Source organism: Paraeggerthella hominis (genome assembly GCF_021044775.1).
GTDB classification, from domain to species: Bacteria; Actinomycetota; Coriobacteriia; order Coriobacteriales; family Eggerthellaceae; genus Paraeggerthella; species Paraeggerthella hominis.
Genome location: NZ_JAJNOQ010000014.1, coordinates 1 through 15,094, shown reverse-complemented (window position 1 = coordinate 15,094; position 15,094 = coordinate 1). Strand labels below are relative to the sequence as shown.

General features: G+C 52.8%; 12 protein-coding genes. 9 read left to right on the top strand and 3 right to left on the bottom strand.

The features are described 5' to 3' along the window. Positions 1-193: 193 nt before the first annotated feature. A complete protein-coding gene (locus tag LQE90_RS11615) occupies positions 194-835 on the bottom strand; it encodes a hypothetical protein (RefSeq protein ID WP_216529904.1) in 642 nt (213 codons plus the stop codon). Between the two features lie 90 nt (positions 836-925). Next, positions 926-1,288 carry a YraN family protein gene (locus tag LQE90_RS11610; protein ID WP_216529903.1) on the bottom strand — a complete coding sequence of 121 codons (363 nt, stop codon included), beginning with the start codon at positions 1,286-1,288 and terminating at the stop codon, positions 926-928. A 609-nt stretch (positions 1,289-1,897) separates the two neighbouring features. On the opposite strand from LQE90_RS11610, the gene LQE90_RS11605 reads away from it, so the two are divergent. From LQE90_RS11605 to LQE90_RS11570, 8 genes are all read left to right on the top strand, one after another. Further along, positions 1,898-2,407, top strand: coding sequence for a helix-turn-helix domain-containing protein (locus tag LQE90_RS11605; protein ID WP_369412415.1), 510 nt, complete (start codon positions 1,898-1,900; stop codon positions 2,405-2,407). A gap of 219 nt (positions 2,408-2,626) precedes the next feature. Continuing rightward, positions 2,627-3,760, top strand: a complete 1,134-nt coding sequence (locus LQE90_RS11600; RefSeq protein ID WP_216529901.1) for a Mu transposase domain-containing protein — start codon at positions 2,627-2,629, stop codon at positions 3,758-3,760. Beyond that, a complete protein-coding gene (istA, locus tag LQE90_RS11595; RefSeq protein ID WP_216529900.1) occupies positions 3,760-7,293 on the top strand; it encodes an IS21 family transposase in 3,534 nt (1,177 codons plus the stop codon). The genes LQE90_RS11600 and istA overlap by 1 nt, the downstream gene beginning before the upstream one ends. Before the next feature lie 161 nt (positions 7,294-7,454). Then, positions 7,455-8,579, top strand: a complete 1,125-nt coding sequence (locus tag LQE90_RS11590) for an SAP domain-containing protein (protein WP_216529899.1) — start codon at positions 7,455-7,457, stop codon at positions 8,577-8,579. 47 nt (positions 8,580-8,626) lie between these two features. Further along, positions 8,627-9,505 carry a bacteriophage abortive infection AbiH family protein gene (locus LQE90_RS11585; protein WP_216529898.1) on the top strand — a complete coding sequence of 293 codons (879 nt, stop codon included), beginning with the start codon at positions 8,627-8,629 and terminating at the stop codon, positions 9,503-9,505. Positions 9,506-9,542: 37 nt separating this feature from the next. Beyond that, positions 9,543-10,328, top strand: a complete 786-nt coding sequence (locus LQE90_RS11580; RefSeq protein ID WP_216529897.1) for a hypothetical protein — start codon at positions 9,543-9,545, stop codon at positions 10,326-10,328. Between the two features lie 270 nt (positions 10,329-10,598). Continuing rightward, a complete protein-coding gene (locus LQE90_RS11575; protein ID WP_216529896.1) occupies positions 10,599-11,699 on the top strand; it encodes an AAA family ATPase in 1,101 nt (366 codons plus the stop codon). Next, complete coding sequence (locus tag LQE90_RS11570) at positions 11,692-13,887, top strand: S8 family peptidase (RefSeq protein ID WP_216529895.1); 2,196 nt, start codon at positions 11,692-11,694, stop codon at positions 13,885-13,887. The genes LQE90_RS11575 and LQE90_RS11570 overlap by 8 nt, the downstream gene beginning before the upstream one ends. 95 nt (positions 13,888-13,982) lie before the next feature. On the opposite strand, the gene LQE90_RS11565 is transcribed toward LQE90_RS11570, so the two are convergent. Further along, the gene (locus LQE90_RS11565; RefSeq protein ID WP_216529894.1) at positions 13,983-14,171 is read right to left on the bottom strand and encodes a hypothetical protein; all 189 of its coding nucleotides are present in this window, start codon (positions 14,169-14,171) and stop codon (positions 13,983-13,985) included. A 66-nt stretch (positions 14,172-14,237) separates the two neighbouring features. Between LQE90_RS11565 and LQE90_RS11560 the strand changes: the two genes are divergently transcribed. Further along, positions 14,238-15,094, top strand: an 857-nt coding sequence (locus LQE90_RS11560; protein ID WP_216529893.1) for an IS256 family transposase, incomplete at its 3' end; no start/stop codon positions are given.

Below are 15,094 nucleotides of genomic sequence, written 5' to 3'. Positions count from 1 at the left end.
ATCGTGAAAAGCATCGCGGCCCTTGCCAGTAGGAGCAGGTTCCATGCAAGGCTTGAATGGCAAGGTGTGCTTTTCGTCTAAACGTGGAAACGAGATACGGGGTGCAGGGGCGTCGCCTCTGCCGATGGGCCCGGGGCGAGAAGCCCCGGAAAAATCTCAGGGGATGCGCACTGCATCCCCTGATGTCGAGCGATTAGGGATTGAGAAGTATGCCGTCTTTCCAGCAAAGCTGGTCGAGCATGTAGATCCAGTGCTGGCCGCGCTTGTCTCCCGAGTAATAGCGGGCGTGCAAGATGCCGTCGTCGTTCCAGGTGCTCGCCTTGCTGTCGTCTTTCTGCTCGATGTGACGGCGGATTGAAAGGGCACGGCAGACGATTTCATCGGAGTATTCGAATTCATCGCCGAAGTTGTAGGCCTTATACCCGCGATGTTCTGGGAAGACGTGGTAGCCGTCGAGACTGCCTGCGACGTGGATGATATCGAAGCTGCAACCGAACTCGTCGTTCACGAAATCGAGGATTCCTTTGTAGGTATATTCAATGCAGCAGTTGCGTTCGCAGTCGCAGCTGTGGCAATTGCAGTCATCGTCGTCGCCATCGGTGATCTCGTAGGCGAAGTCGATGTATCCGACGTGCGCCCAGTCCCTGGGTGAGTTCGCTTCGCACCAGCGGTGCCCGTTGCGCTCGAAGCCCAGGATTTCCAGGTAGAAGCGCTTGCCTTCGTCGTTGGAGAAAGCGGTGCGGATGCGGCAGTTCTCTACCTCGCCGCGCGGCACGGCTCCCGCGCCTTCGAAGCAAAGGACCTTCTTGCCTGCATAGTCGAAAATCTCGTTCATGATTAGGTTCCAACCTTTCGGGTTCGCATTGTCTGAGTAAATGCCGCAACCTGCCCGCAAGGTGCTGCGGGCAGGCCGGGTGATGGGCGGCTAGAGGAGGTCGCCGCTAGCCAAGCAGTTACGGTGATGTCGCAAGAGCGCCTTGTGGTCGCTCAGGATGACCATCGTGATGACATCAAAGCGGATGGCGCCTTCGGGGGATTCGACGTGGTCTTTGAGCCATGCGAGCGCCACGCGTTCTGCGGAGTCGCGGTCGATTTCCTCAGGCCCCATGCCCTGGGTGGCGTCGGTACGGATGGTGGTGGTGATGAAGACGAGCTCATCGTCCTCGCGTGCCACGAAGTCCATGTGGTCGGAGCCATGCGCCCAATCCTGTGCGAGAACCTCTAAGCCGCGGTTCTCAAGGAACCTGTTGATGCCGCGCATTGCCTTTTCGTTGAATGTGGTTTCCATAAGATGACCTCCTAAGATTGTCGGCTTGCCCCCTGTGGGCGAACCTTGTGGCTCGCATGCCATCGGGGTTCCGGCCAAGTGCAAGGGGGAAAGCCAAAACGCGGAGCGCTTGAGTTTTTGATTCATGGCTCTTGGGAAATTCAGGCAAAAAGTTTTTGCGGCCCTTGCGCGAAGAGCCGGGTCCTCGATGAGCCTGCAGAGTTCAAGAGGTCGCCTCAGTGGGTGCTGCCGTCTTAGGTGCGCCATCTGGAAACGTCAACGTGAAGGCGTCAATGCGCACATGGTAGCTCCTTTTCCGCGTCTTCGATGCAATTGCGATTGGGTGTACTGGCTTACATGGACATTCCTTGGCTGCTCGCGAGGGGCGTCGTGCCCTCATCGCCGCCTTCGTACTGAATCCTGCACGTGGCCTGAGGAAATCGATGTGTCTTTGCTGCGTGGTGCTTGGTGTCAAAGATGCACGGATATCCCGGCAGTCAAGCTCGTCAGATGCGATGGTTTTCCTGGGCACAAGGGAAGTTCGGCAGGTTCATTGCTCTGAGCGGCGGCGAACCTCCGATGCCTTCGACCGGGCGTAAGCTCCTTGCGGTAGAATTCCGTCATACTTAAATGCGAACCCGAAAGGTTGGATTTGATGTCATGCGTGTCGGTTATGCAGGCAAGAAGGCCTTATCAAGGGAATCGGAATCGCGTCTTGGGCGAGCCGGGTGCGAGCGAGTCTGTCAGGGAAGCCTCAAGAGTCTTTTGACTAACATACAAGAAGGTGACATTGTTGTCGTCGAATCGCTCAAGTCCTTGGGCAAGTCGATGTCGACCGTGGCATCGAGCCTCATGGCTATCCAAGATGCGAATCTGGCATTCATTGCGCTTGACGAGGGCATCGACTCAACAGGTGATGACGCGGGGTTTCTCGAACATGTGAAGCTGCTCGCCTCCGTCGAGGCTCCAGCGGGCCATTCGGGCGGGCGTCCGAAAGCGGATACCGATGCGATAAACGATGCGCTGGCGATGCATGCGAGCGGACAGTACCGCACGTCCGAGATCTGCGAGGCGACGGGCTTGAGCCGCGCGACGCTGTACCGCTATATCAAGCAATCCCAGGCAGCTGCAGACACTTAGATAGCAGGGGGCGTTGACGGCAAGGCGGCTCCCGAAGCTGGCGGCATTCCGAATATCGATCAGGACAAGGCTCTTCCCGAGTTCCTGCATCAGGCGCAGCCGGGGTTTCGCTGCGCGCGCCCTGATTACGCCTATTTCGTCTCGAAGATGGATGCCCAGCGAAAGTACCGACGCCAATACGCCTATGCCGAATATTTGCAGGCATGCCAGCGCAGCGGCGTGACGGCTTATTCCTTCCAATCGTTTTACGGCGGGCTGCTTGCGTGGAAGCGCGCGAACATCAAAGGGGAGAGCCCCAAGTGGTTCCCAGGCGAGTACCTGCGCACCTACTGGTCGCAGATTACCTTGGAGATCGAGGGCGTCGAGAAAAGGTGGTTTCTGTTCGTCGCTCAGCTTGAGGTAAGCGATCGCACGTTCGTGGCTTTGAGCGGCTCTTGCAACAGCGATGCATGGATGCGCTGCGCGGAGCGGACGTACCGTCATTTCGGGGGCGTTCCCTATATCACCGACTGCACGCTCGTGGGCGCGTCCATGCAAAACGCTGGCGAGTCCACGCGCCAGACGCTTTCGGCTTTCGCGAGCTTCTTCAGGACGGTCCTCTTCGGGGCAAGGCCCAAAACCGAGAAGACCTCCAACCGCATGGCGAAGCCGCAAGACGTGCGCAATTCCTCGGCCGTGCTTCGCCATGTCAGGAAGGCCCTCAAGGGAGAGTCGTTTGCAGACCTTGACGAGGTCGAGGCTCTGATTGCGTGCGCGGTCGCCCAGGCAAACGACGAACCTTATATAGACGGGCGATCCCGCAGGCAGATATTCGACGAGCGCGAGAAGCCGCAGCTCTTGAAATTGCCGAAAGTTGCTTACGGCTACGGAAAATGGGCGACCAGGCACGTAGGCGGCGACTACCACTTCGCAATGGCGGGCGCACGTTACTCCGTGCCCTGGCAATACGCGGAAACGGATGTCCAGGCATGCCTTGAGTGCGGCCGCATATCGGCTTACTCTTGCGGCGAGCTCATCGCCGTGCATGACGAAATGACCCAGGCGCGAGGACGCAACGTCGTTACCTTGCCCGAACATAGGCCACCAAACCACCGCTGGTTCGCGAACAGGCTGGACGATCGCTTTTTATCTGCCGCCCGCGAGGTGGGCGTCGGCTGCGTCCGCGTGATGAAGCTGATGCTGCGCGATGCGAAGCGGGAGCAGACCGGCTTCAAGCGCTGCAAGGAGCTCCTCGATTTGGCACGGGAGCCGCATCCGGTAAACCTCGACGAGGCATGCCGCGCGGTGCTCGCGCAAGGCGGATTGGTAAGCGTCGAGCGCGTGCGCTTGGCAATGGACGGGCGGGATCTCTGATGGCGCGCTATCCATACCGAGAGATCATAGAACTGCGCTCGACGGGCATCACCTGCGAGAAGGTGGGCTTTTTGTGCGGGTGCGGCGGGCCGAAGGTCAACGCTATATCCATCCGTGCGCTTGAGCTCGGGCTCGGCTGGTCGGTGCCGCCGCAGCTTTCAGACGACGAGCTTGAGCAGTTGGTGGATCCGTTGAGCCTGACCCGCAAGCTGCCGCCTGATTTCATGAGAATCGCCGAAGGGGTCAAAGGAAAACTCAGTGCAGAAAAATGGCAGCCTGTCTACGAGATCTACCTTGCGCATGCAAAAGAAGCGGGCGAGGAACCATATGCGGAAAAAACCTTTCGCGCGAAGCTGCGAGAGTGGCTGAAAAGCGAGCATTCGCGCCCGAAGATGCTGGTCAATTGGGTAGCCGCTGAGGAAGTGCAATTGGACTGGGCTGGTAGAAAACTCGCCATCCACGGGCGCGATGGTCGTATCACGCCAGCATTCCTATTCGTTGCGACGCTGCCGTACAGCAACTACACGTTTGTGCGTGCGAGCCTGGATATGGGCATGCAGAGCTGGCTTGAGCACAACATGCGCATGTTCGAGTTCTTCGGCGGCGTGCCGCTCTACACCGCTATCGACAACCTCGCCACCGGCGTCACGTTCCATGGCAAGAACAAGGAAGTCAACCGCCACTACCAAGACCTGGCCGACCATTACAACACAATCGTTCTTCCTGCGCGCATAGCGCAACCGACTGACAAAGGTGCGGTCGAGGGGCATGTGCGCATCATGGCGAATTCGATTGTCGGCACGCTTGAAGCCATGACGTTCACGTCGATTGACCAGCTGAACGATTCGATTGCACGATTGGTGCAGATATACAACGACAGGCCGCTCAGCTATGCCGCTGGCCGCAGCAGGCGACAGATCTTCTTGGCAGAGGAGCAGGCGGAGCTTCAGGCGCTGCCGAGCGTTCGCTACACTCCGGCAACTTGGCAAAAGCGCAGCGTCTCATACGATGGCGCCGTACAGGTGCGCGGAAACTACTACGGCGTGCCCGAGAGGTATGCATCCGAGCGGGTCGACGTGCGCGTTACGGATGCGCAGGTGACCGTCTTCTCCCGCAAACCCAAGCAATGCATCGCATCTTACGAGCGCCGCGAAGACGGCCTTGAGACTTTCGAGGGCTTGGCGAGCGTTCGACCCGACAGGTTCATGCCATTGGACGAATACGCCGCCACGTTCGGCCATGAGAAGCTGCTTTTGCAGTGGGATACCGAGAGAAACGCTCCTTTGAGCCCCCATGACATCGTCTGCAGGAGCGAGAAGAAGGTTTGGTGGCGCTGCCCCGACTGCGGCTATTCCTGGTACGAGGCTCCGGCAAGGCGAACAAAGCGCTCTTTCGATGACTGTCTGGCATGTGCAAATGTTGCCCTGGTACCTGAACGCAATAGCCTCGCTGCGCTTTTCCCTGGCATCGCCGCAGAGTGGTCTGACAGGAATCCTTTCGGTCCGGACCATGTGTTTCCGGACTTCAAGCAAATCTTCTGGTGGGAGGGAAGCTGCGGTCACGAATGGCGTGCTTCGGTTTCCGCTCGCACGGGCTCTGCAAAAGGAGCGCTGTGTCCCTATTGCTCAGGGCAGAAGGTTCTGCCGGGATTCAACGACGTCGCAACGCTTGCGCCTGTTTTGGCGAAGCTCTGGCATTCGTCTAAGAACCGCCATTTCCATACAGACCGCCTGCCGGTTACGAGCTGCCACCAGGTTTACCTGTGGACCGGCTGCATGACGCATATATGGCGTCAGTCTCCGAGTTCTTGGCTTAGGGAAAACGGGTATGCAGACGTCCTGGAACCATTTGAGCGGTTGATTAACGAGGCTGAGGCGAAAGACGCGCAGGCTGGAAGGCCTGAATACATTGAGCCGTGGCCGGTCGGCGGACAGGCGAGCGTGAAATGGGCGTATTACCTGCGCGATGTCGGGCTGAGATGCTCGTTCATGGAGTGGTGCGAGAAATTCGACCATGAGGATATCTTGGCTGAATGGGATAGCGAGAAGAACGCCGAGCTAGGCCCTGGTGACGTTTCGCGTGCCAGCTACAGGATGGTTTGGTGGAAAAGCGAGGAGTGCGGCCATTCCTGGCAGGAGAGCGTGCGCCCCCGCGTTTATCGCGAGGGCGGCTGCGTTTACTGCAACTGGGGCGAACAACTGCCAGGGTTCAACACGATGGAGTGCTTGGATGCGTCTTTGCTCGGTATGTGGCACCCGACGAAGAACGGTGAGCTTACGCCGAACAGTGTGTCCGACCGCTCGCATAAGAAGATCTGGTGGCTTTGCCCGACGTGCGGGTTCGAGTGGAGGGAGTCGATGCGCAACACGCTGGAATCTTCGCGCAAGTGCCCCAAATGCAGCCATGGCCGACAGGGCTTCGTGGTTCCGAGGATCAACGACCTTGCCCATAAGCGCCCAGACATCGCCGCGCAGTGGCATCCGACTCTCAACAAGGGCTTGCGACTTGAGGACGTCGCCGTTTGGTCCAAGAAGAGGATCTGGTGGAAGGGGGAGTGCGGTCATGTTTGGAAAGAGGACATCGCGACGCGCTATCCGAGGATCGACGATAGCTGTCCGTACTGCGCAAACCGCAAGCTCCTTCGGGGCCTTAATGATTTAGCAACGGTGCATCCTGAGCTTGTGTCAGACTGGGATAGCGAGAGAAATGGCAAGCTAACTCCGCATGACATACGTTTTAATTCTTCGAAGCGCGTTTGGTGGCATGGAGAGTGCGGTCATGTATGGGACGCTCAGGTCGTTGCTCGCAGCAACGGCGACGGTTGTCCGGTGTGCTCCAATTACCGCGTCGTCGTCGGAGATAACGACCTCGCAAGCAACCATCCCGATATTGCGGAGCAATGGGACAAGGTGCGCAACGGCGATAAGACGGCGCAGGATGTTCCTTGCGGAAGCGGCTATCGCGCTTGGTGGGTTTGCGAGAAAGGGCATTCTTGGCGCAAGGCTGTTGCGTACCGCACGCGCGAAGACGACAATGGCTGCCCTTATTGCAATGATCGTAAAGTGCTTAAGGGATTTAACGATTTGAAGACCACGCATCCGAAGATCGCACGCCAGCTTCATCCCGATAAGAACGGTGGACTGAAGGCAACCGAGATTATGGCGAACACCTGCAAGAGCCTGTGGTGGCATTGCGAGCTAGGACACGAGTGGACGACGCAGGTGAACTACCGCACGCAGGACCCGAAGCACGACCCAGGTTGCCCGTATTGCAACAACAGGAAATGCTGGCCCGGGTTTAATGATTTGCAAACCGTGAACCCAATCATCGCAAATATGTGGCATCCGCGCCTCAACCATGGAGCTAAGCCAAGCGAGGTTTTGCCTACAGCAAGCAAAGTAGTGTGGTGGAAGGGGCTGGAGTGCGGCCATGTCTTCGATATGCCGGTATACCAGCGTACGGCCGCAAGCCAAACTTACTGCCCTTATTGCGCAGGCCGCCGCAAACCCGAACGACCGATAGATTTGAGCTGATTTGCTTGCAGTGTTGCCCATGATAAAGGCTGTTAGACGGGCGTATAATTAAAGACATTATTGAAGTTGTCATATTGAAATGACATTCCAGACGGCAGATTGTAATTCAGACATTAACCATCTGCCAGCATGAGCTATCAGGCGCGTTGAGAGGAAATGCGATGGGACTGTTTTCTTTTGGGAGAAACAAAAAATCTAGGGATGCCAAGGCAGCGTCTGGCGCAATTCCGAATATTTCCATTAACGCAACGTCCTCTTCTTCGCCAGTAACGAATCTTGATGTAATTCCCGCTTCGCAGCAAATCAAGGTGCTAAAGCCGTCCCCGAACGGGTTATATCCTCACGAAATTCTCTTGTTGTCGTATGCGCCTTCGTTTAAGACGTCAGGTAACAAATATCAGGGATTCTGGTGGTATAGATACGGCGTCAAAGACCTCGATAAGCTTTTGGAATCGCTTGAAAAACGCGGCTTCATCTGCGTCGGCGATGTTTTTGATTCACTTCAGAACGAGAAGGCGGCTGTTTTAAAGGAAATACTCAAGGCGCACGGGCTTTCCACGACAGGAAAGAAAGAAGCGCTACTTTCAAGGATTAAAGAGGAAATACCCGCTGATGAATTGATTGGTATCTGCCCTGATCGTTATTTCGCATTGACCGAAGTTGGCAAAAATGAAGTAGCAGAGAATGCCTATGTGCTGTATATCCATAGACATGATAGATACGATTTAGACATCTATTCATTGGCAAGACTAATTGGCTCAAAACCTGTAAACGAATACCTCAGTGTTATTCATGAATTCTTGAGCCAGCAATGCGAGGGTTATCTATCAAAAGGGCAATATCAATCTTACAGGAGCTCTTGCAACACTTATGCAAGTTTTCTTATCGAACAAGGTCAGTTTGAGGATGCGTTGGATAAGCTGGCAGTAAGCGCATACTATGTTTTAAACGATGCGCGAAATGACTTCTATCCTGACCTACTACTGAATTATGCGAAGTATTATTTCCCTTACGACAACTCGCAAATCGCGTTATGGCCAGGCATATTCAACGATATTAAAACCTGCCAAAATGAGCTCAGATACAGCGATTCGGAGCTTGAATCGGTTTTGATTGAGAATATGAAATCGGCCAGAGAACTACCAATAAAGATATTCCCGATCGAAGAGTGCGCCCATATCGTTGTTTTGGAAATTGCAGAGGAGAAGGACGCATTAGTTGAGGTTTACAAAAAGGCAGAGCAGCGTTTTATAAAGGCATACGGAAAACCCAAGGCTCTAATCTAGGCGATTCGCCGTGTTTGAATCGTATTGTTCTACCAACTAGGATTAAGATGAGTAAGATATCAGCTGTTAAGCGCTTATATATAATCGGTAATGGCTTTGACTTGCACTATGGAATCAAGAGCGGTTACATGGATTTTTTATCCTATGTTGAGCAAAAAGATCCATGGTTATTTCATTTGCTGATAGAGCTCCTTCCGCAGGGGCTTTGGAAAGAGTTCGAAGCTGCTTTGGGTGATCTTGAGCCAGGCGTCCTAAGAAGGAATGTCTTTAACGTTATTGATTATGACGAGGATTCAGATTACGCATGGGAACAAGAAAGCGCAGCGCTTAATGCTCACTTGGCTCTTATTCGTGAACAGTTCAATCCAAATAAAATCGAAATGCTATTCAAAGAATGGGCTAGGCAAATTGATACGTCTGCGGCCTATGATGACGGTATCGTTTTTGATACTCAAGATACAGCCTATTTAACCTTTAACTATACGGACACGCTCGAAAGAGCATACGGAGCAAACCCGAAGAAAGTCCTTCATATTCATGGTAGGACCGATGATGAGAAGCTTGTAATTGGTCATGCTTACGTGGATGATGCAGGAATGCTTCCGCCTCAGCCCTACTACGAAGAGGATCAGCTTGAGGAGTATAGGTGTAGCTTCATTTCCCAAACAACAAAGCCTGTGCCTGCATTAATTGCTTTGAACCTACAGTGGTTTCAATCCCTGGCAGCTGTTGAGGAGGTAATAGTGTTGGGCTTTGGCTTTTCCGAGGTCGATATGCCTTATATCGACTTAGTGAAGAGAATAGTACCGAAGTCAGCTAGATGGGTAATTTATTCAAGGCATAAATCGGGTGTGTACGAGAACGCGCATGTCGGAAATGCGCATTATGTTCTGTATCCGAAAACGTCTTTGGTTGGAAAGGAATAGCGGATTTCAACGAAGTTTCTACAGGAAGGTTATGCATATGATCGATTTGCGGGAATACTATCTTACTAACGTAGAGGAGAACGATTATTACTATCAATTTCGTTCTCTGGTCGAGAATGTTAATGTCACCCATAATGTCTTTGACGGTGCGCGTGAGGCCGGCAATTACCAGTTTCATATTTTCGATGAAGACGAAGCTATAGAAAAGTTTCGGGGCTTATGCCAGCCTGAATGTGAGCCGTCAACCGTTGAGGGTCAGTGCTGGTTTTATTTGGTTGCTTACTATCTGAACATACACGGTTATTCTATTAAGGAATTTCCGAACGTATTGAGCAGACCTCCTAAAGACCCCGTCGCGTTTGTTTACGGTGAGATAAGGAATAGGGCATTCTCGCTTGGTCTTAATGAGGGGAATACGATCCGGTATGCAACGCGACGACAAATTGTTTCCGAACTGACTTTTGTGCATAAAGAGTCATCTGTGATTATCAGTGAAACGCTTAATAAAAAGATGGAACTGATTTCTTCGCGAAACGCGCGTTTTGAGCAAATGGAAAAAGATGAGAAGCTTAAAGAGATAGGCAATCTTATAGAGTATTTACTTAAAGACGATGGGCAATATATTCAGTTAGATTATTCGGAAGTAGCGTTTGATTATGTATCTGATGCAGTCGTCAAAAGCTTTCGACATAAAGTACAGTGCTTTAGGCATTCGAGCAAAGAATCGCTTAAAGAGAGAGCCGAAGTAAGTGATGCCCAGAAGGACTTCCTAATTGACTTCGGCTTAACGCTTTGCAACCTCATACATCGTCTAAGCGAGTAGTTGATTGCTGTGCTCTGTGGGCTGCAAGAATGAGGCAGTCCAATAATCGCACGCTTTGCTACTATGCATATTTCCAGCATCAATTGCTCTAACTTTCCGGATGCAAGGTTCATGGAATATGCAATTACATCATAACTTGCTGTTATGTTTATGAACCGCTATATTTGTATATATACGTAATAATGCGTATACAAACATCTAAATTGCGTATATAATCGACTAAAATTTGCAATCATATTGAACAGCGCGTTCGCTGAAGTGGAGAAGAAGATGCAAACCGAAGTGATGAGAATCATCGAAGGCGGCCTTTCTGGCGACAAAACGAAAGTTTTGAATTACGCAAGAACCCTTGCAGACAATCTGGAGCAAGAAGGGGATGCCCGTTTCGCGCGCAGAATCCGAACGACTTTAGCTGGCAAAAAATTCAACCTGGCTTCACTCGACGGCCTGTCAAACAAACCCGTCGATCATGAAAGCCGGATGGACATCGTGGATACGGAGACTATCCTGCCTGGCAGTCTCGATTTAGTGCTTGCAGACAGCGTGAGGCATGAGGTTGAGACGATAGTCGCGTTGTATGATAAGAGAGAGGTACTACTCAAGCGTGGAATCGATGCGCGCAATTATGTACTGCTCTACGGACCTCCTGGTTGCGGAAAAACCAGTATCGCAAAGCATATAGCTGCAACTACAGGATTGCCGTTGGTAACGGCTCGACTTGACGGGCTTGTTTCTTCACTCTTGGGCAGCACTGCAAAGAACATTAGAAAGATATTTGAATATGCTGCAAAGCAGGACTGCGTACTGTTCCTTGATGAGTTTGACGTTTTGGCAAAGCGCCGGGACGACGAGAACGAGCTCGGGGAATTAAAGCGCGTCGTTAATAGCCTACTTCAAAATATTGACAGCTTCGGCGAAGGAAGCATCTTGATTGCTGCCACAAATCATCCAGATTTATTAGATAGGGCGGTTTGGCGCAGGTTCAATAAAGTTGTCGAAATCCCTATGCCGCGAGAAGATCAGCTCGTCGAATACATTCGGATAAACGTGGATCCATTGATGGCGGCGCCTTTGAAGAGGAAGAACCTACCCCTATTCGAGGGGCTCAGCTTTTCTGACCTAAGCACAATAGTGAAGAACGCTTTTTGCTCGGCGACTCTTTCTGGAGATGACAAGATCGACGTCATTACGCTTGCGAAAGAAGCTTACCTAACGAGAAACCACGGCATCAGCGATGAGGACGACTACATTGCGTTTCTGATCAAAGGCGGATGCACTCTGCATGACATCGAAAAGAAAGCCTCGCTATCAATGAGGCAGATTCAGAAAGTGTCGAAGACGGTAAGGGAGAAGGAGGCTGAAAATGACTAAGGAATTCTTGCCTATTAGAAGGTTCGAGCAAAGAGCAGATGATAACTTGCGCGTTGAAGGTGGCGGAAACAGCGACAAGCCGAAATGGGTTTTGCAGGGCGATGCCTTAGTTTCCCGCGCAGAGGATTTGTACACTGGCTTTGCCGCTGCCGTTAGCTTCGACTCCCATAATCCAGAGCTTCCGCATGTAGTAGAAGTCGAGCTTGATGGAAGAGACACGGCAAAATCAAAGCGATCTTGCGTTATCGATATGCTTGAAAACGGAGCTCGTGACAACGTCAGCGTTGTTGGGATGCGAGGTTCCTCTGAGCTGCTTCTTCAGATTCCCGATGACGACTCAGCCTGCTCTCTTGCGTCGCGATTCGCAGATTATGAAAAATACGATCAAGCCATATCATGCATCAGTGCTGTTAAGCGCTTTGAGCCGACCGTTGTAATCCCCGACAATTGCGATTCCTTTAAGGTCAGGTTGATCTCTTCTGGACCAGCCGGTCAGAGAGCCGTTTCTGTTTTCGAGAAAACCCTTGATGAAATAGGTGCAGACTATAAGCGAGCGCATTATTCAGACCAGCTTGTCGTTTATAGCGTCAAGGCCTCTCAGATACAAGCTCAGGCCATTGTCGATGGCGCAGCTTCCGAGACGCTATTCTCTTTTCGACCTATGCCGAGATATAGCGCAGTTCTAGATTCTCTTTCTGATATCGAAGGACTCCCGGACGTCACAACTCCTGATGAGGCCCTCGATTATCCCGTAATAGGCGTGCTTGACAGCGGCATTGCCCCCGTCAAGCACCTTAAGCCATGGATAGTAGGGAACCGATGGTCGCCTTTTTCCGAAGAAGATATAAACCCTGCCCATGGTACCTTTGTTGCAGGTGTCGCCTCATATGGCGATTTGCTTCAGCAGGCGCACTGGGTAGGAGGGCTTCAGCCTAAAGTCTTTGATGCGGCGGTATTTCCCGCTGACGGCATTGAAGAAGACGATTTGATCGACTCAATTAGATGCGCGGTCAAGCTAAATTGCGAAAAAATTAAAATATGGAATCTGTCTTTAAGCATTGCGACCCCTATCGAGGACAACGCGTTTTCAGATTTCGGGCAAGCTCTCGATGAGATACAAGATGAGTACGGCGTTCTAATCTGCAAATCTGCTGGGAATTGTTCTCCCGATCGTTCCGGTATAAAGGGAAGGCTTCATGCTGGTGCAGATTCGGTTCGATGCATAACGGTCGGTTCGGTCGCTCATGAAAAAGGGCAGTATGATTTGGCCGAGAAGGGCTGCGCCTCGCCATTCTCCCGCAAAGGGCCCGGCCCAGAGTTTATCGTTAAGCCAGAAGTGTCGCATTATGGTGGGAATGTCGGGTTCCTTCCGGATGGAAAGATGACGACTACTGACGTTCGCTCATTTGGCGTTGACGATGATTCGGGTTCGCTGAACGTGGGCACTAGCTTTTCCACTCCGAGAGTTGCTTCCCTGGCCGCGAATATACAAAACGCAATCGATGATGAATTTGACCCTTTGCTTACGAAGGCGCTGATAGTCCACTCCGGCATTTTTCCAGGTGACACGTTGATTCCTGCTGATGAAAAAGTTAAAGAGATTGGGTTTGGTGTCCCTTCTTCGATGGAGTCGATTCTGTCTGATGACGAGCATAGCGCGACTCTCGTTCTGAGGGGAACTCTGGTGCGTGGTCAAAAGATCGATATCATGGATTTCCCTATGCCGCCATCTCTAGTAAAGGATGGTTACTACACCGGCCAAATTACTTTAACGGTCGTTTATTCGCCGGTGCTCGACGCCTCTCAAGGCGGTGAGTACTGCCAGTCTGATATCGACGTAAAGTTCGGCGCATATGACGAGAAACGTGAGAGAGACATCCAGAGCCCTTTAACGCTTAATCCGATCGGGCGAAGCAATCCTATAAACCTGCTTCTCGAAACGCCATACAGTAAAACGAAGCTGAAGACAACCGAAACGAGCTTTGCGCAAAGAGAGCGTATGCTGATAAAGCATGGCGGTAAGTACTCGCCGGTTAAGAAATATGCGATTGATTTAGAGGATTTGACAAACGCCAATAGAGACAAAGTCAGCGAGGGCAAGCTTTGGTATCTGTACGCATGTGGTCTATATCGAGATCATATTGAAAGAAAGGCTCTTGCTAATTACGAGGATCTTTCGCAGGATTGATTATTCGCACACAAAAACGCCGGTGCTACCATGAAGGTGTGCACCGACGCTTTCATATTTGTTTGCACCCAATTGCACTAAAGTGTGCGGCTTGATTATTCCCTTGCGCTCATCTTCTTACTACAACGCTCGCGCATGTTAACATCACCCATCTCGATGGTTACCGCGTTGTGCACGATTCGGTCAATCACGGATTCTGCGTGCGCGCCGCCACCCATGCGACGATGATCGTGCCGCAAATGTTGGTGTAAGAGGTTTTCTGAAGTCGGATAGATGTCTGACATAGGAAAACGGTCGTCCTTTAGAATTCCTAGCGCCTAAACAAGGGAATCTAGAGACAGGACGACCGCATGAACACAACTATAGCCCACGAAGCACCCCGCGCCAACGACGGAAGCATCGATGTCCTCGGATTGACACGACAGCTCGTCGAAGCCGCCTTGAACGAGATCATGGACGTGCAGGCCGGCGAAGCCTGCGCAGATAGCGGCAACGCCCGCAACGGGTACCGCGAACGGAAGCTCGTGACCACGGTCGGCACCCTCAACTTGCGCATCCCGAAGCTGCGCATGGGAAGCTATTTCCCAGAAGACGTGCTCGAGCGCTACAGCCGCACCGACAAGGCGGTGGTGGCCGCCGTGTCCGAGATGTACGCCAACGGGGTATCTACCCGCAAGGTCGAGAAGGTGGCGCATGCCCTCGGTGTCGACAAGATGTCGTCGCAGCAGGTCAGCCGTATTTGCTCGGCACTTGACGAAGAAGTGGCGCAACTGAGACGCCGCGAGTTCGCCGACATGCGCTTTCCGTATCTGTGGCTTGACGCCACCTACCTCAAGTGCCGCCGTGACGGGCATGTCGCCTCCACGGCCGTAGTGACCGCCATCGCCGTGGGCGAGGACGGGTGCCGCCGTTTCGTCGGCATCGACGTCGTCGATGCCGAGTCGTACGATTCGTGGTCTTGCTTTCTCGGCGGCCTCCGCGAGCGAGGGGTGGAGGGCGTGGCCTGCGTGACGTCCGACGCCCATGAAGGACTCAAGCGCGCCATCGCCGAGACGTTTCTGGGTGCTGCCTGGCAGCGCTGCATCGTGCATCTCGAACGCAACGTCGCCAAGCTCATGCCCGACAAGCGACGGAAAGCCATGGCGCTCAAGGCCCTGCAGTCCGTGTTCCGCGAGCAGGACCCGACGTTCGTCCGTGCCGCCTACCA